The organism is Streptomyces sp. NPDC058663 (assembly GCF_042716745.1).
GTDB lineage: Bacteria > Actinomycetota > Actinomycetes > Streptomycetales > Streptomycetaceae > Streptomyces.
In genome coordinates, this window is record NZ_JBHXRV010000034.1 from 77,175 (window position 1) to 94,952 (window position 17,778).

The following is a 17,778-nucleotide window of genomic DNA, read 5'->3' on the forward strand; positions in this document are numbered from 1 at the left end:
CGCGCCCATGGCTCCCACAACAAACGTCAGGGAAGAGCAACGAAATGGCAGACGGACGCAGCTGAAACGGCGCTCACTCCTGCTGGGCGGTGCGGCCCTGGGCGCTGCGGGGGCGCTCGGGGCCGCGGGGTGCAGCAAGGTGCCCACCGGGGACACCCTCGCCCGGCTGAAGTCGCAGGGCATCGTAAGGATGGGCATCGCGGGCGAGGCACCGTACGGCTACATCGACGACCGGGGGAACTTCACCGGTGAGGCCGTCGAACTCGCCAAGGTGATCTTCAAGCGGCTGGGGATCGGGAAGGTGCAGCCGGTCGCGACCGACTTCTCCTCCTTGATCCCCGGTCTCAACTCCCAGCAGTTCGACGTTGTTTCGGCCGGCATGTACATCAACAAGGAGCGGTGCGCGCAGGTCGTTTTCGCCGATCCCGAGTACCAGATGCTGGACTCCTTCCTCGTGCGCAAGGGCAATCCGAAGAACCTCCACTCGTACCAGGACATCAAGCGCACGGGCGCGAAGATGGCCACCGGCACGGGGTACGCGGAGATCGACTACGCGGTGGCCGCCGGGATCCCGGAGAAGGAACTGGTGATCCTCCAGGACCCGGTGGCGGGTCTGAACGCGGTCGAGTCCGGCCGGGTCGACGTCTTCGCGGGTACCGCGCTGACCGGCCGTTCCGTGGTCAAGAAGAGCACCAAGGCGGAGGCGACCACGCCCTTCGCACCGGTCGTGGACGGCAGGAAGAAGATCGACGGCGGCGGATTCGCCTTCCGCAGGCTCGATGCCGGGCTGCGGGACGCCTTCAATGTGGAGATCCACAAGATGAAGAAGAGCGGCGAGCTGTTCCGGATTCTCCAGCCCTTCGGTTTCACGAAGGCGGAGATGACGACCCTGACGGCCGAGGAGTTGTGCCGATGAGCTCCGGTCTGTGGCAGAACTGGATCCTGCCGGGAATCTGGACGACGATCCAGCTCACCGTCTACAGCGCGCTCCTGGCCGCCTTCGTCGCCTTCGGGATCGGCGTGGCGCGCGTCCACCGGCTGTGGATCGTGCGCTTCCTCGCGGGTGTCTACACGGAGGTCTTCCGGGGCACGTCCGCGCTGGTGCTGATGTTCTGGCTGTTCTTCGTGGTGCCCGGCCTGATCGGCTGGGCGTTCGTGCCCATGTGGGCCGCCGTGCTCGCGCTCGGCCTCTCCTACGGCGCGTACGGTGCGGAGGTCGTGCGCGGCGCCCTGAACTCGGTGACTCCCGCCCAGCGCGAGGCGGGCATCGCGCTCAACTTCACGCCCTGGCAGCGGATGCGGCTGATCCTGCTGCCGCAGGCGGTGCCGGAGATGATCCCGCCGTTCAACAACCTCCTGATCGAGCTGCTGAAGGGCACCGCGCTGGTGTCCCTGCTGGGCATCGGTGACGTGTCGTTCGCCGCCTATCTGGTGCGCCTCGCCACCCAGGAGAGCGCCCAGATCTACTCGGTCACCCTGCTCGTCTACTTCGTGATCGCGTTCGTGCTGACGCGCGGCATGAAGGCAGTGGAGCGCAGGACCAAGGCCGGCATCGGCATCGACACCAAGGCCCAGGCCGCCGGGGGTACGCGATGAGCAACTGGGACTGGTCCGCCGTCGCGGACTTCATGCCGCGCTTCTGGGACGGGGTGCAGCTCACCCTCCAGATCCTTGCCCTCGGCTCGCTGCTGTCGTTCTCGCTGGGTCTGGTGTGGGCCTTCGGGCTGCGCTCGCCCCTGAAGTACGTGCGCTGGCCGGTGAACGTGGTCACCGAGTTCATCCGGAACACCCCGCTGCTGGTGCAGCTGTTCTTCCTCTTCTTCGTGCTGCCGGAGTGGGGCGTCCAGTTCTCGGCGATCACCACCGGCACCGTCGCGATCGGGCTGCACTACTCGACGTACACCGCGCAGGTCTACAAGGCGGGCATCGACGCCGTACCGGTGGGCCAGTGGGAGGCGGCGACCGCGCTCAGCCTGCCCGCGCACCGCACCTGGTTCGCGGTGATCCTCCCGCAGGCGATCCGGCGCATCGTGCCGGCGCTCGGCAACTACGTCGTCTCGATGCTGAAGGACACCCCGCTGCTGGCGGGCATCAGCGTGCTGGAGCTGCTCCAGCAGGCGCGCCTGGAGAGCGCCTCCACCTTCCAGTACACCGAGCCGCTGACCGTCGTCGGCATCGCCTTCATCCTCATCGCCTACCCGGCGTCCCTTCTGCTGCGAGTCCTGGAGCGTCGTCTTGTCCGCTGAAGCCACCCAGCCCGCCGGTTCCGCTCCGGCCCCTTCCGGTTCCCCCGCGGCCCCCTCCGGTGCCGGCGACCTGATCACCTTCGACCACGTCACCAAGCGCTTCGGGAAGAACACCGTCCTCGACAAGCTGTGCTTCTCGGTGAAGCCGGGCAAGCACGTCACCCTGATCGGGCCCTCCGGGTCCGGCAAGACCACCATCCTGCGGCTGCTGATGACGCTGATGAAGCCCGAGGAGGGCACCATCCACGTGGGCGGCCGGCAGCTCTTCCCCTCGCAGGGCGAGAAGCAGCTGCGGGAGGTGCGCAAGAACATCGGGATGGTGTTCCAGCAGTTCAACCTCTTCCCGAACATGACCGTGCTGCGCAACATCACCGAGGCGCCGGTACGGGTGCTCGGCCTGTCCAAGGACGAGGCCGAGGAGCGGGCCCGCGAACTGCTCGACATGGTCGGCCTCGGCGACCGGCACGGTGCCAGGCCCACCCAGCTCTCCGGCGGCCAGCAGCAGCGGGTGGCCATCGCCCGCGCCCTGGCCATGCGTCCGCAGGTGCTGCTGCTCGACGAGGTGACGTCGGCGCTGGACCCGGAGCTGGTGGCGGGCGTCCTGGACGTGCTGCGCGACATCGCCCGCACCACCGACATCACCATGCTCTGCGTGACGCACGAGATGAACTTCGCCCGGGACATCTCGGACGACGTGCTGATGTTCGACTCGGGGCGGGTCATCGAGTCGGGGCCGCCGGAGAAGATCTTCGGCAGTCCCGAGCACGAGCGGACCCGGGAGTTCCTCGGCGCCGTGCTGTGACTCCCTGCCGGGCGGCGGCGATCTGACGCTGGCATATGCCATGGGTGGCTCCCCGCAGCTCACGGACCGCCGTCCGGCAGATCCGGCCCAGCCAATTTGTCAACCCCGGCCCTCGTGGCGGGGGTTGGCGGCTATCGTGGTCCGACGACGCACGAACGACGCAACACGGCACCACCCCAGCACCGCACAGAACGCCGGACCCACCGCACAGAACGCCGCACGCACCACCCGGACACATCACACGCACCGCACAGAACACAGAGCAGACGGTCGCAACCTTGCTAGGGGGAACCGTGGCACTGAAGCCCGAACCGGCCACGCCGCAGCAGTCGGTGCAGCACGCCCTGCGCGTCCTGGAGTCGGTCTCCCGGCACAGTGACGGCGTCACCGACAGCCAGCTCGCCCGCGAGACCGGCCTGCCCGCCGCCACCCTGCGCCCCCTGCTGCTGATGCTGCGCCGCGAGGGGTACGTGGAGCAGGTCGCCGACGGGGCGTACGTGGCGGGCGAGTCCCTGGAACTGGTCGGGGCCACCGGCGCCGCCGCACGCGAGGGTCTGCGACTCCGCCTCCAGCGCGCCCTGGACCAGCTGCGGGACTCGGTCGGCGCCGCGATCTACCTCAGCCGGTACGTGGACGGCGAGATCACGGTGACCCAGGTCGCCGAGGGCCCGCTCACCCCGAAGGTCAACGAGTGGGTCGACTTCCGTTCCTCCGCGCACGCCAGCGCGGTGGGCAAGTGCCTGCTCACCCAGCTCGACCAGAACGGGCGCAGGGACCACCTCTCCCGGCACCGGGCCGCCCGGCTGACCTCGCGGACGATCACCAACGAGCGGGTGCTGTTCTCCACACTGGACAGCCAGCCGCCGACGGTGCCGGTCCTCGACCTCCAGGAGTACGCGCTGGGCACGGTCTGCGCCGCCGTCCCCCTGACGGCAGGCGCGGCCGTCGGCTGCCTCGCCCTCTCGCTGCCCGTCGAGCACGCGCACCGGCTGCGCCAGGCGGCGGACGCGCTGAACCGGCGGGCGGCACCCATGGCGCTGTCGCTCTCCCTGTAGCCGCACCCCCCTCTCGTCGTGTCCCCCCGCTCCGTAGTCGCGTCCTCGCGGTCGGTACGCGGTCGCGAGCACCCCCTTCGACCAGGTACGATTTACGAGTCAAGCGCCGCTAGCTCAGTTGGTTAGAGCAGCTGACTCTTAATCAGCGGGTCCGGGGTTCGAGTCCCTGGCGGCGCACTTGATAGTTGAGGCCCCCACCGGTTCGCCGGTGGGGGCCTCAGCCGTTCCCGCTCTCCTACGTCCTCTGCTTCCACCACTGCGGGTGGTCCCGGTACCAGGAGACGGTGGCGGCCAGACCCTCTTCGAAGGGGATGCGCGGGACGTAACCGAGCTCCTCGCGGATGCGGGTGTCGTCGAGCGCGTACCGCTGGTCGTGGCCCTTGCGGTCGGTGACGTACGTCACGAGGGAATCCGGTGCGCCGGTCAGCTCCAGGAGCCGGTCCGTGAGCGCGGCGTTGGACAGGGCGCGTCCGCCGCCCACGTGGTGGACCGAGCCCGCGGCCGCCCCGGTCAGGGCGAGCTGCACGGCCCGGCAGTGGTCCTCGACGTGCAGCCACTCGCGGACGTTCGCCCCCGTGCCGTACAGCGGGACGCTCTCCCCCGACAGCAGCCGGGTGGTGAATCGCGGGATCAGCTTCTCCGGGTGCTGGTGGGGGCCGTAGTTGTTGGAGCAGCGGGTGATGCGGACGTCGAGGCCGTGGGTGCGCCAGTAGGAGAGGGCGATCAGATCGGCCGCCGCCTTGGAGGCCGCGTACGGCGAGTTGGGGGCCAGCGGGGCGTCCTCGGTCCAGGAGCCCTCGGCGATCGACCCGTACACCTCGTCGGTGGAGATCAGCACCACGGGCCCGGTGCCGGTGCGCAGGCAGGCGTCGAGGAGGGTCTGGGTGCCCTGGACGTTGGTGCGGACGAAGTCACCCGCGCCCTCGATGGAGCGGTCGACGTGGGACTCGGCGGCGAAGTGCAGGACGGCATCGTGGCCGGGCAGCAGGCGCAGCAGCAGCGGCAGGTCGCAGACGTCGCCCCGCACGAAGGTGAGCCGGGGGTGGGACAGGGGGAGGTTGTCGGTGTTCCCCGCGTACGTGAGCAGGTCGAGCACGGTCACCCGGGCGTGCTCGGCGCCGGGCAGGCGGCCGTCCAGAAGCATCCGGACGTACGCGGAGCCGATGAAGCCGGCACCGCCGGTGACGAGGATCTGCACGGTGCGCGACTCCGCTCGGGGGTGGCCTTCGACGCCGGACCGGAGGAACGGATTCCGGCGTTTTCGAGCCTACCCGCCGCCTTCCTGCCACGCAGGCCCCGCAGGCCGCACAGGCCCCGCCCGCCCCGCCCTTCCGTGCCCCGACCCCCGTCCATGCCGCTACGCCCGTCCGCGTCCCGGCCCCTCCATGCCGCCGCGCCACGAACGGCGCGAGCCGCCCCGAGTGCTCGGGACGGCTCGCGAGGGGCCCGCTGCGGGACGGCGGTTCGCCGCGGCGGGGACCCGGAACTGCGGTGGAGCGGTAGTGCCGCGGTGCCGTCGGGCGGCACCGGTTGCGGAGCTAGAACTGCACGTCGGAACAGGCGTAGAACGCGTTGGGCGTGTCGGCCACGTTCCACACCGCCAGCACGATGTGCCTGCCGGACTTGCCGCCGGGGATCGTGCCCTGGTGGGTCAGTGTCGCGGGCGGCTGCTTGCCGCCGTACGGCACGTTCAGGAACGGCTGCGGGTCCAGCGAGGCCCGGGTGAGCGGCCTGCTCGGGTCCCAGCCCTGCTTGGTGATGTAGTAGCGGAAGTCCGACGTGGCGTGCCGGGCGGTGAACTGCCAGCGGAACGAGTAGCCCTGCCCCGCCGACACCTTCGTCGCGGGCCACTGCCCGCCGCGCGGGTCGTCGAGCTGGGCGAACCCGCTGTTACCGCCGGAACATATCCTGCCGTCCGCCGGACCGGCCGCCGGGAAGCCCTTGAGCCCCTCGACGCTCTGCGGCTCCCACTGGATGGAGCCGCAGTTCTTCACCGTGCCGTTGGCGCAGAGCTTCTGGCGGCTGATCGGCGAGTCCGTGTAGCCGTGGCTGCTCGCGCCGCTGGTGGACAGTGCGGTGGTGCCCGCTATCGCGAGCCCGAGGACAGCCGCACTCAATGCCTTTTTTCGCATGCTTCGCTCCAGGAGAACGTGGGGGTGTTCTGTGAGCCGTGCCGCACGCGCGCGTGGTGGTGCTCTGACGGAAAGCCGGTCTAGACCAAGTCCCAATGTATGGACGCCAGTTGAACATGTCCAGACCAATGTCCAACGTTGAAGGAAGTCGCGGAAACCCGCATTCCGCCGAGCACGGAAGGCGTCGGGCGGCCGCCGCCCTTCTCACGCCCCGCCGAGGTAGGCCACCGTGAGCTCCCGCACCAGAGCCTTGCGTTCGTAGTCGTCGAGCTCCCCCGTCAGGCCCCGCTCGGTGAGCCTGGTCACCGTCTCCTCCACCGCGTCCACCACGGAGACGAGCGCCTTCTCCCGCTGCCGGGCGTCCAGGGCGGCGACCCGCCTGCGGCTCATCACGTCGGCGACCTCGGGCGCGTAGTCGATCCGCACCGGCTGGACGGAGAAGACCTCGATGCCGGACCCGGCGGTCCTGGCCACCAGCTGCCGGGTGAGCGCGTCACCGATCGCCGCCGCGTCCCGCGCCCCGTCGGCGGGGGCCCGGGCCAGCACCCGGGCGAGCACCGCCTCCACCTCCGCGCGCAGCTGCCCGGTGTGGTCGGCGACCGCGAACGTGGCCCGCGCGGGGTCCACGACCCGCCACACCAGCAGGACGACCACCCGCAGCGGGATGCCGTTGCGGTCGACGGCCTGAAGCGGCTCGCTCCGCCAGTGCTTCAGCCGTACGTCCACCTGGTGGCGTGCCAGCAGCGGGCTCAGCCACATCAGCCCCGTGCGCCGCACCGTCCCCCGATACGCGCCGAAGAGCGTGAGCACCGACGCGTACCCCTCCCGCCCGCGGGCCAACCCGCCGAACGCGCACAGCGCCACCGCCGCCAGCGCGGCGAACACTCCCCAGAGCCCGGACCCGATCCCTTCGTAGGACCGCGCGGGCAGCCGCAGTGCCGCGCGGAGCGGTCCCGGCAGCAGGCCCGCCCACCACAGTGCCGCCCCGCACCCGGCGACGGCCGCAAGACCGACGCCGGCGGCCACCCACCCGGCACCCGCCGGACCGGGCCGCTCGACAGGACCCCGGCCGGCAGGACCCCGGTCGACGGAGCCCCGGTCGGCCATGGCCCGGTCCACGTCGCCCCGGCCCGCCGGCGCCCGGCCGGCGGGACCGTGGGCGCCGTGCCCGCCCGCGGTGACCGGCTGTTCGATGCGGCGCTGCTCCCCGGTGCCCCTGCGCCGTCCCACGACGGTCGCCCCGGACGCCACCGAAGGAGTCCCGCTCTCGTCGCGGAAGAGCAGGTGCACGGGGATCTCGGTGGTCGACTCGTTCCTGATCACGGGATCCCTCTTCACTGTGTCCCCTCACTGCCCACGGCGAACAGCCGCCGCCAGGTCTCCGGCCCCGGATACCCGTCGGCCGCCGCGCCCCGCCAGCCCTGGGCCCGCTGGAACGCCTCCACATTGCGCCGGTCCGCCTCACCCCAGCTCGGCTCGGGCCCCACCCTGTAGTGCTTGCCGAACCCCCTCTTCACGAGCTGCCGCCCCAGCTTCTCCACATGGGGGCTGCTCTGCCCGGGGCGGAAGTACCGCGTCCCGGGGAAGGCCGGCGCCCCGCTGGCGCCCTGCGGCGCGGTCCCGGTGACGAGCCCCTTGTAGCGGTAGGCCACATAGCGGTCGGCGTTGTTCCAGTAACCGAGCGGGGTGGCCTGCTTACGGGTGGTCGGGCGGGTCTGCTCGTAGGCCACGTAGTGGTCGTGCGTGTAGTCCGTCCAGCCGCCGAAGATCGTGACGTGCGAGCCGGAGTGCGGGTCGGCCGCGTTGTGGAAGAGCAGGATGTCGCCGGGCTGGAGCTCCTCGCGCGGCACCTTCACCCCGAATCCGGCGAGCGAGCCGGTCCACTCGTTGCCGTTGAGCCCCCACGCCATGGAGATGTAACCGGAGCAGTCCTGCCGGTAACCGTCCCGCCAGTACTTCGTCATGCTGTACGGGACCTTCGCCTCCAGCCACGTCTTGGCCCGCTTGATGATGTCGGCCCGGGTGGCCGGCTTGTACCGGGGCGCGGCGGCGACCCCGCCGGGGCCCGACGCCCCGGACGCGCCGGAGCTCGGCCGCGCCTGGCCGTGCAGCGGTGCGGGCCGGCCCTGCGGGGCCGGCCCGCCGGAACCGCCGGGGTCCTCGCCCCGCACCACCGGCCGCGTGGAGGGCACCCCTACCACGGGCCGTGTGGCGGGCTCCCGTACCACCGGCCGCGTGGCGGGCTCCCGTACCGCCGTCGGTGTGGCGGGCTCACGCACCTCCGGCCGCCCGGATGCCTCCCGTACCGCCGTCGGCGTGGTGCCGGCCCCCGTTCCGGCCGGCCCGGCGTCCTCCCGTACCGGCGACGTGGGGTGGTCCCACGCCCCCACGGTGCCCGGCGCGCCCTCGCGGTCCCCCGGCTGCACGGCACCGGCCGCTCCCCCGCCACCCAGCACCACTCCGGCCGCCGTGACCAGCACCAGGGCGCGCCGGGCGCCGTGGGCTGCGGGGTGACCACCGTCACGTGCGGGGAGCGAACGCGTCCTGCGGAGGCGGCGCCGGTCGGCACATCCGGCGCAGGGGCAGTCGGCCGCGGGCTGAATCTCCTCGAACTGGATCACACGGCGAGTGTCCCAACTGCCCGGACATAACGCATCTTGACGGTACGAAATATAATCAAATGGACATCCCAGGCGGCCGGTGGTTCAAACCACCCGGGAGCATCCGGTAGAGTTCTCCGAGTCAGCAGGCGCCGCTAGCTCAGTTGGTTAGAGCAGCTGACTCTTAATCAGCGGGTCCGGGGTTCGAGTCCCTGGCGGCGCACGCGCAACCGAGACCCTTCCACCACCGGTGGGAGGGTCTCGGTCATTCCCACGGGTCCGGGCCCTCCCCGGACCTGCCCCGGGACCTCGGCAGTCCTGCGATCGGCGACCCTTGCGATCACATGGAGAGTCGGGGAACCTATCCTGGAGCCAGTGGCTCCAATGGGGCGGACGGTTCGACGAGTTGAAACTCGGCCGGCCGACGAGGGGATGGACGGGCTACGGGGTGGGGGCCCCTTTCACCCGCGGACACCGGGACGGGCATCATGCAACCGGAAGGTTGCCGTCCTGTGTCTCTGGTGATGGCGGCCCGACCAATGTGGCGTTCGGGACGGTCGAGGGGGACCGCCAGCGAGCGAGAAGACCTACGAACTCACGCAGCCAGCCTTGCGTGCGGGGGGATGACTCATGACGTCGACGCCGAGCGGCGCCGGGCAGTACCAAGACCCTACCCACGACCCCACCCAGACCACGCAGCTCCGGGTCCCCCCGCAGCTCGGGTCGAACGGGCCGGGTCGCCGACAGCAGAAGGCGCTGCCCAGGTACGACTACGAGCACTACAGCCGTCTGGCCGGACCACTGACCCAGCCGGACCCCAGCAAGCCGTACAAGGTCCAGTACCGGTCGCTGATCTCCCAGGAGCCGCACCGCATCAGGGCCGCCCTGCTGCTGGGCGCCGCCCCGGTGCTCTCGCTCGCCCTGTTCATCTGGCTGATGCAGCCGGCGCACTGGACCGACCGTGACCCGAACCTGCAGGACGACCTGCTGCGCGCGCTCGACGTCGTCATGCTCGTGTCGATCGGTCTGATCGAGCTGTTCCGCACGATGAACGTGCTCTCCAACGCGCACGCCACGCTGGTCGCCCGCGACCCGATCCCGGTCGTCCCCGAGACCGGCACCCGGGTCGCCTTCATGACCTCCTTCGTGCCCGGCAAGGAGCCGCTGGAGATGGTCACCAAGACCCTGGAGGCGGCGGTCAAGATCCGCCACCGGGGCCTGCTGCACATCTGGCTGCTCGACGAGGGCGACGACCCGGCCGTCAAGGCCGTCTGCGAGCGCCTGGGCGTGCACCACTTCTCCCGCAAGGGCATCGCGAAGTGGAACCAGCCCAAGGGCGCCCACCGCGCGAAGACCAAGCACGGCAACTACAACGCCTGGCTGGACGCGCACGGTGACGACTACGACTACTTCGCCTCGGTCGACACCGACCACATCCCGCTCCCGAACTACCTGGAGCGCATGCTCGGCTACTTCCGCGACCCGAACATCGGCTTCGTCATCGGCCCGCAGGTCTACGGCAACTACGACACCTTCGTCACCAAGGCCGCCGAGTCGCAGCAGTTCCTGTTCCACGCCCTGATCCAGCGCGCGGGCAACCGCTACGGCGCCCCCATGTTCGTGGGCACGTCCAACGCCGTCCGTATCAAGGCGCTGAAGCAGATCGGCGGCCTGTACGACTCGATCACCGAGGACATGGCGACGGGCTTCGAGATCCACCGCGCCAAGAACCCGGCGACGGGCAAGAAGTGGCGCTCGGTGTACACCCCGGACGTGCTGGCCGTCGGCGAGGGCCCGACCGCCTGGACCGACTTCTTCACCCAGCAGCTGCGCTGGTCGCGCGGTACCTACGAGACGATCCTCAAGCAGTACTGGAGGGGCTTCGGCACGCTGCCCCCCGGCAAGATGTTCAACTACACGATGATGATCATCTTCTACCCGATGTCCGCGATGAACTGGATCCTGGCCGCGCTCTCCTGCGCGCTGTTCCTGGGCATGGGCGCCTCGGGTGTCCAGATCGACCCGGTCATCTGGATGATGCTGTACGGCAACGCCTCCGCGCTCCAGATCGGCCTCTACATCTGGAACCGCCGCCACAACGTCTCGCCGCACGAGCCCGAGGGCTCCGGCGGTCTGGCCGGCATGGCGATGTCCGCGATGTCCGCGCCGATCTACGCGCGCTCGCTGATGGACGCCGTACTGCGCCGCAAGTCCGGCTTCGTCGTGACGCCCAAGGGCGACTCGTCCAGCCCGGACACGCTGTTCGGCACCTTCCGCATCCACATGTTCTTCATCGTGATCTTCGGCGGCTCCATCAGCGCGTCGTTCTTCCTCGGCCACTCGCACCCCGCGATGGTCCTGTGGGCCTCGCTGGCCATGCTGGTCACGGCGGCGCCGATCATCGCCTGGCGCCTGGGGATGCGCGAGGAGAAGAAGAAGGGCAAGCCGGGTCCGCAGCAGGGACCCGGGGACGCGGGTTCGGCCCCCGAGTTCGACGAGCGGGCCGGCTACCCGGGGCAGCACCCCGAGGGGCATGCGCCGCAGCAGAAGCCGAGCTGGGCAGCGGCCGACCAGACCATGCAGATTTCTTCCCTTGGGAGCCGTAAGAAATGAGTTTCCGTCCGAGCCGCCGGGCCAAACGACTGTCGATCACGGCCGCGGTGGTTGTTGCTCTGGCGGCGTTCAACGGTCCGGCGCTGTACCGCTTCGGTTCGGAGCAGTACCACGAGTACAAGATCAACCGCCCCGAGTACAAGGCGGAGAACGGGCACTGGGACTTCCTCGACGTACCGTCCCAGTACAAGATCAACACGATCCACTCGGCGCTGCTGCACACCGGCAAGGTGCTGATGATCGCGGGCTCCGGCAACAACCAGAAGAACTTCGACGCGGGCAAGTTCCAGTCGATCCTCTGGGACCCGAAGGCGAACACGTACAAGGAGATCCCCACTCCGAAGGACATGTTCTGCTCGGGTCACACCCAGCTGCCCGACGGCAAGCTGCTGGTCGCGGGCGGCACCAAGCGGTACGAGAAGCTCGAAGGTGACGTCACCAAGGCCGGCGGCCTGATGATCGTCCACAACGAGAACCCGGACAAGCCGATCACGGTGCCCGCGGGCACCGTCTTCAAGGGCAAGAAGAACGGCAAGTCCTACGTCTCCAAGGACCCGGTCCTCGTCGAGAAGGCCAAGAAGGTCTTCGACAAGAGCACCGGCCGCTTCCTGCGCAACGACCCGGGCCTGGGCCGCATCTACGTCGAGGCCAGGCAGGCGGGCAAGCAGTACGAGTCGGGCACCGAGGACAACTACACGATCTCCGGCCTGGGCGCCGTGGACGCCAAGAACACGTACGGCATCGCCCAGAAGCTGGCCCTGGACAAGAAGGACTTCCAGGGCATCCGGGAGGCCTACGAGTTCGACCCGGTCGCGGAGAAGTACGTCACCGTCGACCCGATGAACGAGGCCCGCTGGTACCCGTCGCTGACCACGCTCAAGGACGGCAAGGTCCTGGCGACCTCCGGCCTCGACGAGATCGGCCAGATCGTCCCGGGCAAGGACGAGATCTACAACCCGAAGACGAAGACCTGGAAGTACACGGGCTTCGAGCGTCGGCTGCCGACGTATCCCTCGCTGTTCCTGCTGGGCAGCGGCAAGCTCTTCTACTCGGGCTCCAACGCCGGTTACGGTCCGGCCGACGTCGGCCGCGAGCCCGGCATCTGGGACCTGAACGGCAACAAGTTCAAGAAGATCCCCGGGATGAGCGACCCGGACCAGCTGGAGACCTCGGCGACGGTCATGCTGCCGCCCGCCCAGGACCAGAAGTTCCTGGTCATCGGCGGTGGCGGGGTCGGCGAGTCGGAGAAGTCCTCCGAGAAGACCCGGCTGGTCGACACCAAGTCGCCCGGCCCGGTCTTCAAGGACGGGCCCTCGCTCGACAAGGGCACCCGCTACCCCAGCGCCTCGCTGATGCCGGACGACACGGTGCTGGTCACCGGAGGCTCCGAGGACTACCGCGGGCGCGGCGACTCCAACATCCTGGAGGCGCGGACGTACGACCCGAAGGCCAACCAGTTCAAGCGGCTCGCGGACCCGAACGTGGGGCGCAACTACCACTCGGGCACCGTGCTGCTGCCGGACGGACGGGTGCTGAGCGCCGGCTCCGACTCGCTGTACGCGGACAAGGCCAACACCCGGCCCGGCGTCTTCGAGCAGCGCATCGAGATCTACACGCCGCCCTACCTCTACCGCGACTCGCGGCCCAAGCTCAGCGAAGGCCCGAAGCAGATCGCGCGGGGCGCCTCGGGCTCCTTCAAGACGCAGCACGCGTCGTCCATCAAGACGGCGAAGCTGATGCGGCCGAGCGCCGTCACGCACATGACGGACATGGACCAGCGCAGCATCGCGCTGGAGGTCAAGAAGTCGGCGGACGGCATCACGGTCACCGTCCCGGAGAACCGCGCGCTGGTTCCCTCCGGGTACTACATGCTGTTCGTGACGGACGACCAGGGCACGCCTTCCGAGGCGGTCTGGGTCGAGGTTCCGTAGGGGACCTCGTCCGGTAGGAACGTGACGACATGAGTAAGGGGCGCCCTCCAGGAGGGCGCCCCTTACTCGTTGCCAGGCACTCATTGCCAGCCACTCGTTGCCGGGCCCGGCGCGGCCTACTTCGCGTTCTTCGCCAGCTCCAGCGCGTAGTCCGCGAACCAGCGGCCGGCCTGCGGGCCGTTCCTGCACGTGCCGTCGGACTCACCGGGGCGCTTCACCCAGAGCAGGGCGTGCACTTGCGGGTCGCCGGTCTTTGTCGTGGGCACCTCGCCGAGCGCCCGGCCCGGGGGGTTGCACCAGGGGTCCTTGAGGTCCTTCTGCTGGACGGGACCGTTGCCGTTGCGGCTGGTGTCGATGACGAACGGCTTGTTGCCGACCTTCGCGGAGAGCTCCTTGCCGTACTTCTTGCTGTCCTCGGTGGAGTAGAAGTTGGACACGTTGACCGAGAAGCCGTCGGCCTGGTCGACGCCCGACCACTTCAGCGGCTCGAAGATCTGGTCCGGCTTGCCCCAGCCCGCGTTGCCCGCGTCCAGGTAGACCTTGGTCTTCGGCTGCTGCTTCAGCGTCTTGATGGCGCCCTTGAGGAGGTCGTAGCGCTCCTCGTGGAACTTCTCCGGGGTGCACTGGTCCACCAGGTGCAGGACCGCGTCGGGCTCCAGGATCACCGTGGCGGGGCGGTCGCCGATGCCCTCGGCGACCTCCTTGATGAAGGCGCGGTAGGCGTTGCCGTCGGCGGCGCCGCCGCCGGAGAAGTTGCCGCAGTCGCGGTGCGGGATGTTGTAGACGACCAGGATCGCCTCCCGGTCCGCCTTGGCGGCGGCCTCGGTGAAGCCCTTGGCCTGCTCCTTGGCGTTCTCCGGGATCAGCCACTCGCCGGCCGGCTGCTGAGCGATCTTCTTGATCAGGGCCTTGTTGGCCGGGTCGCTCTCCTCCGCGAGCGCCTTGGCCGCCTTCGCGTCCGGATTGACCCAGTACGGGTCGTCCCCCTTGGGCAGCTGGGTCACCGGCGCATTGCCGCCCGTGCCCCCGGCGGCACTGTCCCCGCCGCCGTCCGAGGTGCAGCCCGTGAGGAGCAGGGCGGCCCCCGCCGCCACCGCTCCCAGTGCGCGCACACGTCCGCTGTAACTGCCGTACATCGACTCCCCCTTGGGCGTCTGGCGAAGACTGACCGTCTGGTACTGAACGTCTGGCGGTGGCCGGACGTTGCAGAGGTGACTGACCGCCTCGTAGATGAAAGATGTTCCCGAGGCAGCCCCCCAGCCGCCCCTTCCCGGCCAAGGCCGGTCGAATCCAATCCTGACATACCTCCGCAGGTACCCGGCCGGTGCTCTCCCCTCGCCCGCCCGGGTGGGCACCCCGTTCAACCTGCTCGTTTGACAACGGCGCCCCAGGGGGTACAGGGGCGGCAGGCCAGGAGCGGGCTCCCGGGACCGGACCCGGCCCCGGGGGCCGGTCCCCGGGACCGGCGGGGGCGGGGGCCCGCGCCGCGCGGCCGCCACGGGGCGCGGAGCCCGGAACACGCCCCGCGACCTCGCGGTAACTTTGGGTCAAATACCCTCTGGAGAAAGGGGCTTGGCCGCCTTACAGTGTCCGTGAGGCCCCAGCCCCCGGCCCGCAGAGCCGAGTTGGCACTCCCCAGAACCTCCCGCACAGACGCCGGGCTTCTCCCGCAGTCCGTGCGCGTGCGGTCGAGGACCAGCCCGGTCGGCGGCTCCGGGGGGAGCGAGCGGCCGGCCGGGCCAGGTACCCGCCCCCCCGTCCCCCCATTGACAGTGCACTGCCAGGCTGGGACTCTCCGGAGGACAACTCCACACAACGAGGCGACGGTGAACAGGAACTCCGGTGCGATTCCGGGGCGGTCCCGCCACTGTGACCACACCTGCCACGGTGTGGAAGTCAGGAACTGACCCGTCGTCCTCCTGCCATGGGGCGTGGAAACCCCAGAAGGAGGCCCACCGCTATGTCCGCGTCTGCCCAGCAGTCCGCCCAGACCGGCGACCTCGCGTCCGCGACCACCCGCACCCGGGATCTGCTGATCCTGCTCACCGCGGTGATCGTCGCGCTGATCGCGCTGTACGCCGTGTTCATGGACAACGGCCACATCATCTCCGTGACCGGCAGTTATCTGCACGAGTTCTCGCACGACGGCCGGCACCTCTTCGGTGCCCCCTGCCACTGATCGGGGCCGTCCGCACCATGAGCAACCCCACACTCACCCTGCTCGGCCGCTCTCTCGCGGCGGGCGGGGCCGCAGGCCTGGTCACGGGCCTGTTCTCGCTCCTGCTCGCCGAACCGGTGATGGACAGGGCGATCGTCCTGGAAGAGGCCAGATCCGCCAAGGAGGAGGCCGCCGAGCACGCGCACCAGGCGGCGGGTGCCGCCGTCGCGCACCACGAGGAGCTGTTCACGCGCGGCCAGCAGCACTTCGGCCTGGTCGTCACGGCGCTCGTCGCGGGACTGGCGCTGGGCGCGCTGTTCGCGGTCGCCTACGCGCTGATCCACCGCCGCACCGGGTATCTCGTACGGGCCTGGCCGCGGGCCCTGGCGTGCTGCGGGGCGGCGTTCGTCGCGGTGGCGCTGCTGCCGGGGCTGCGCTATCCGGCGGCCCCGCCCGGCGTCGGTGACGCCGCCACCGTCGGGGAGCGCCAGCAGCTGTGGCTGGCGGCCGTCGTGATCGGCGTCCTCGGCATGGTGCTGGCCTGGCAGCTGTACGTACGGCTGGCGGGCAGGCCGGAGCCGGTGCGGCACGGTGCGGTGTTCCTGACCGGGGCGGCCACCCTCGCGGTGCTGTTCCTGCTGCCGGGCAACCCGGACGAGGTTCCCGTGCCGGCGACGCTGCTGTGGGACTTCAGGGTCCTGTCGCTGGGCTCGCAGCTGCTGCTGTGGGTGGTCTTCGCGGCGGTGTTCGGCGGCCTGGGGCTGCGGGCCGCGGCGCGTGCCGGGGTGCCCGCGCGTGCTCAGGCACCGGCGGCCACGGCGGGGGCACCGGTGGCGCCGGTCAAGTAGGCGGAGACGACCACGTTGGCCGTGTAGGCGCGGGCGGCGTGGTCGTAGGTGCCGCCGCAGGTGATCAGGCGGAGTTCGGCCCGGCCGTCCTCGCGCGCTCCGTACACCCTCTTCGCGTCGAACTTCTCCCGGCTGAAGACCTGGACGTCGTCGATGGTGAACTCGGTGACGGAGCCGTCCGCTCCGGTTATTTTGACCTTCTCACCGGGGCGGGCGGAGCTGAGGCCGTAGAACACGGCCGGTTTGCTCTTCGTGTCGACGTGTCCGACGAGGAGGGCGACGCCGCTCGCACCGGGGCGGGTGCCGTCCCGGAACCAGCCGACCGCGCCGGGCCGCTCGTACGGGGGCGGGTCGACGGCGCCGGTGGTGTCGAGTCCGCGGGTGATGACGGGTGCGGTGATGCCGAGCGAGGGTATGTGGACCCCCATCGGCTTCACCCCGGGCACCGGGTCGTGCGCCTCGGGCAGTTCGACCTGCAGCAGTGGGCGTCCCACCGCGGCCACGTCACCGGTGGTCGGGGCGGATATACCGCCCGGCCCGTCGGTGAGGTCGCGGCCCCACAGCCACAGTCCGAGGAGCAGCACCGCCCAGGCGACGCCGGTGAGCATCCGGCCCTTGCCGGACGCGTGGTCATCGCTCATGTCCGGTCCTCTCCTCTCCGCCGTCGGCGAGTGTGTCGGGTGGGTCAGTCGGCGGGCGTGCCGTTGCGGCGGCGCCGTACCGACCGTCCGGCGATGGCGATCGCGGCGATGCCCGCGAGGCCGAGGCCGATCAGGGTGTGCGGGGTGCCGGGGCCGTCGCTCTGGGCGGCCAGGGCGGTGCCGCCGCCGCCCGCGCGGACGGGGGCGGTGGGGTGGACCCGGTGGTGGACGACGGTGACGTTGCCGTCGGCCGTGCCGGAGCCGCCCTCGCACCTGACGTGGATGCCGTAGTCGCGGCCCTCGGCGTCCGAGCGGATGCGGGCCTCGGCGAAGAGGCCGCCGCCTTCCCTCGGGTGGAATCTCGCCGGTTCGGCGAAGGCCTCCGACTTGCCGATGGCCCTGCGGCCGTCGCACACGTCGATCATGAGTTCGACTTCACCGCCGGGCGCGATGGTGGACGGGGTGACGGTGACGATGCCGTGGCGTTCCTCGTCGTTCTCGGCGAGGGCGGCGGGCGCGGAAAGGAGCACTGCGGCGAGTGCCGCACCTGTGCACAGAGTGAGCTGCGATGAGCGCATGGTGAACCTCCTGGTACTAAGAAGATCCACGCGTCCGGGCGATTTCGCATCCCGGCGGGCCTGTCGCTGCGCCGTCCGGGCGCCTTGCCGTGCTAATGGCGGGGCCGCCTCCTGCGGACGCGCGCAGGAGGCGGCGGACGTACGGCGGGGGCCGGTCCGCGGACGTCCGCGGAC

At 70.3% G+C, this 17,778-nt stretch carries 16 protein-coding genes, 2 tRNA genes and 1 riboswitch; of the genes, 11 read left to right on the plus strand and 7 right to left on the minus strand.

Going from position 1 to position 17,778, the window contains the following annotated elements:
- The first annotated feature begins 7 nt into the window (after positions 1-7).
- The 6 genes from ehuB to ACFWVV_RS24290 all read left to right on the plus strand — a co-directional run bounded on the left by ehuB (position 8) and on the right by ACFWVV_RS24290 (position 4,280).
- Positions 8-916, plus strand: coding sequence for an ectoine/hydroxyectoine ABC transporter substrate-binding protein EhuB (gene ehuB, locus ACFWVV_RS24265; RefSeq protein ID WP_384342126.1), 909 nt, complete (start codon positions 8-10; stop codon positions 914-916).
- Positions 913-1,596, plus strand: coding sequence for an ectoine/hydroxyectoine ABC transporter permease subunit EhuC (gene ehuC / locus ACFWVV_RS24270; protein WP_384342128.1), 684 nt, complete (start codon positions 913-915; stop codon positions 1,594-1,596). Before ehuB ends, ehuC begins: the two co-directional genes overlap by 4 nt.
- Complete coding sequence (gene ehuD / locus ACFWVV_RS24275) at positions 1,593-2,246, plus strand: ectoine/hydroxyectoine ABC transporter permease subunit EhuD (RefSeq protein ID WP_384342130.1); 654 nt, start codon at positions 1,593-1,595, stop codon at positions 2,244-2,246. Before ehuC ends, ehuD begins: the two co-directional genes overlap by 4 nt.
- Before the next feature lie 70 nt (positions 2,247-2,316).
- The gene (gene ehuA / locus ACFWVV_RS24280) at positions 2,317-3,048 is read left to right on the plus strand and encodes an ectoine/hydroxyectoine ABC transporter ATP-binding protein EhuA (RefSeq protein WP_384342203.1); all 732 of its coding nucleotides are present in this window, start codon (positions 2,317-2,319) and stop codon (positions 3,046-3,048) included.
- A 293-nt stretch (positions 3,049-3,341) separates the two neighbouring features.
- On the plus strand, positions 3,342-4,103 hold the full coding sequence (locus tag ACFWVV_RS24285) for an IclR family transcriptional regulator (RefSeq protein WP_384342132.1): 762 nt from the start codon (positions 3,342-3,344) through the stop codon (positions 4,101-4,103).
- 103 nt (positions 4,104-4,206) lie between these two features.
- A tRNA-Lys gene (locus tag ACFWVV_RS24290) sits at positions 4,207-4,280 on the plus strand.
- Positions 4,281-4,338: 58 nt separating this feature from the next.
- Here the strand turns inward: ACFWVV_RS24290 and rfbB are convergent.
- The 4 genes from rfbB to ACFWVV_RS24310 form a co-directional block, all read right to left on the minus strand.
- On the minus strand, positions 4,339-5,301 hold the full coding sequence (gene rfbB / locus ACFWVV_RS24295) for a dTDP-glucose 4,6-dehydratase (RefSeq protein WP_384342134.1): 963 nt from the start codon (positions 5,299-5,301) through the stop codon (positions 4,339-4,341).
- Between the two features lie 340 nt (positions 5,302-5,641).
- The gene (locus ACFWVV_RS24300) at positions 5,642-6,235 is read right to left on the minus strand and encodes a lytic polysaccharide monooxygenase (RefSeq protein ID WP_384342136.1); all 594 of its coding nucleotides are present in this window, start codon (positions 6,233-6,235) and stop codon (positions 5,642-5,644) included.
- Positions 6,236-6,439: 204 nt separating this feature from the next.
- Complete coding sequence (locus tag ACFWVV_RS24305; protein WP_384342138.1) at positions 6,440-7,558, minus strand: SPFH domain-containing protein; 1,119 nt, start codon at positions 7,556-7,558, stop codon at positions 6,440-6,442.
- 11 nt (positions 7,559-7,569) lie between these two features.
- Positions 7,570-8,856 carry a peptidoglycan-binding protein gene (locus tag ACFWVV_RS24310; RefSeq protein ID WP_384342139.1) on the minus strand — a complete coding sequence of 429 codons (1,287 nt, stop codon included), beginning with the start codon at positions 8,854-8,856 and terminating at the stop codon, positions 7,570-7,572.
- Positions 8,857-8,984: 128 nt separating this feature from the next.
- Between ACFWVV_RS24310 and ACFWVV_RS24315 the strand changes: the two genes are divergently transcribed.
- The 3 genes from ACFWVV_RS24315 to ACFWVV_RS24325 all read left to right on the plus strand — a co-directional run bounded on the left by ACFWVV_RS24315 (position 8,985) and on the right by ACFWVV_RS24325 (position 13,379).
- Positions 8,985-9,058 (plus strand) — tRNA-Lys (locus ACFWVV_RS24315).
- Between the two features lie 407 nt (positions 9,059-9,465).
- Positions 9,466-11,448 carry a glycosyltransferase family 2 protein gene (locus tag ACFWVV_RS24320; RefSeq protein ID WP_384342141.1) on the plus strand — a complete coding sequence of 661 codons (1,983 nt, stop codon included), beginning with the start codon at positions 9,466-9,468 and terminating at the stop codon, positions 11,446-11,448.
- On the plus strand, positions 11,445-13,379 hold the full coding sequence (locus tag ACFWVV_RS24325; RefSeq protein ID WP_384342143.1) for a galactose oxidase-like domain-containing protein: 1,935 nt from the start codon (positions 11,445-11,447) through the stop codon (positions 13,377-13,379). Before ACFWVV_RS24320 ends, ACFWVV_RS24325 begins: the two co-directional genes overlap by 4 nt.
- Positions 13,380-13,495: 116 nt before the next feature.
- Here the strand turns inward: ACFWVV_RS24325 and ACFWVV_RS24330 are convergent, their stop codons facing one another.
- Positions 13,496-14,515, minus strand: a complete 1,020-nt coding sequence (locus ACFWVV_RS24330; protein ID WP_384342145.1) for a glycoside hydrolase family 6 protein — start codon at positions 14,513-14,515, stop codon at positions 13,496-13,498.
- Positions 14,516-15,179: 664 nt separating this feature from the next.
- Positions 15,180-15,306: riboswitch (cobalamin riboswitch) on the plus strand.
- Positions 15,307-15,339: 33 nt separating this feature from the next.
- On the opposite strand from ACFWVV_RS24330, the gene ACFWVV_RS24335 reads away from it, so the two are divergent.
- Entirely contained in the window at positions 15,340-15,558 is a 219-nt protein-coding gene (locus ACFWVV_RS24335) for a CbtB-domain containing protein (protein ID WP_384342147.1), read from the plus strand.
- Positions 15,559-15,575: 17 nt separating this feature from the next.
- A complete protein-coding gene (locus ACFWVV_RS24340; protein ID WP_384342149.1) occupies positions 15,576-16,385 on the plus strand; it encodes a CbtA family protein in 810 nt (269 codons plus the stop codon).
- On the opposite strand, the gene ACFWVV_RS24345 is transcribed toward ACFWVV_RS24340, so the two are convergent.
- The gene (locus ACFWVV_RS24345; protein WP_384342150.1) at positions 16,337-17,026 is read right to left on the minus strand and encodes a class F sortase; all 690 of its coding nucleotides are present in this window, start codon (positions 17,024-17,026) and stop codon (positions 16,337-16,339) included. The two genes, ACFWVV_RS24340 and ACFWVV_RS24345, sit on opposite strands and share 49 nt — an antisense overlap.
- A 44-nt stretch (positions 17,027-17,070) precedes the next feature.
- Positions 17,071-17,604: a hypothetical protein gene (locus ACFWVV_RS24350; protein ID WP_384342152.1), complete on the minus strand. Its 534-nt coding sequence runs from the start codon at positions 17,602-17,604 to the stop codon at positions 17,071-17,073.
- Between the last annotated feature and the right edge of the window lie 174 nt (positions 17,605-17,778).

What these genes read in the sequence shown, in the direction of transcription:
- ACFWVV_RS24335 (WP_384342147.1), top strand. Translation starts at nt 15,340, where the DNA reads ATGTCCGCGTCTGCCCAGCAGTCCGCCCAGACCGGCGACCTCGCGTCC.
- ACFWVV_RS24345 (WP_384342150.1), bottom strand. Translation starts at nt 17,026, where the DNA reads ATGAGCGATGACCACGCGTCCGGCAAGGGCCGGATGCTCACCGGCGTC.
- ACFWVV_RS24325 (WP_384342143.1), top strand. Translation starts at nt 11,445, where the DNA reads ATGAGTTTCCGTCCGAGCCGCCGGGCCAAACGACTGTCGATCACGGCC.
- ACFWVV_RS24350 (WP_384342152.1), bottom strand. Translation starts at nt 17,604, where the DNA reads ATGCGCTCATCGCAGCTCACTCTGTGCACAGGTGCGGCACTCGCCGCA.
- ACFWVV_RS24300 (WP_384342136.1), bottom strand. Translation starts at nt 6,235, where the DNA reads ATGCGAAAAAAGGCATTGAGTGCGGCTGTCCTCGGGCTCGCGATAGCG.
- ACFWVV_RS24340 (WP_384342149.1), top strand. Translation starts at nt 15,576, where the DNA reads ATGAGCAACCCCACACTCACCCTGCTCGGCCGCTCTCTCGCGGCGGGC.
- ehuB (WP_384342126.1), top strand. Translation starts at nt 8, where the DNA reads ATGGCTCCCACAACAAACGTCAGGGAAGAGCAACGAAATGGCAGACGG.
- ehuD (WP_384342130.1), top strand. Translation starts at nt 1,593, where the DNA reads ATGAGCAACTGGGACTGGTCCGCCGTCGCGGACTTCATGCCGCGCTTC.
- ACFWVV_RS24330 (WP_384342145.1), bottom strand. Translation starts at nt 14,515, where the DNA reads ATGTACGGCAGTTACAGCGGACGTGTGCGCGCACTGGGAGCGGTGGCG.
- ehuC (WP_384342128.1), top strand. Translation starts at nt 913, where the DNA reads ATGAGCTCCGGTCTGTGGCAGAACTGGATCCTGCCGGGAATCTGGACG.
- ACFWVV_RS24320 (WP_384342141.1), top strand. Translation starts at nt 9,466, where the DNA reads ATGACGTCGACGCCGAGCGGCGCCGGGCAGTACCAAGACCCTACCCAC.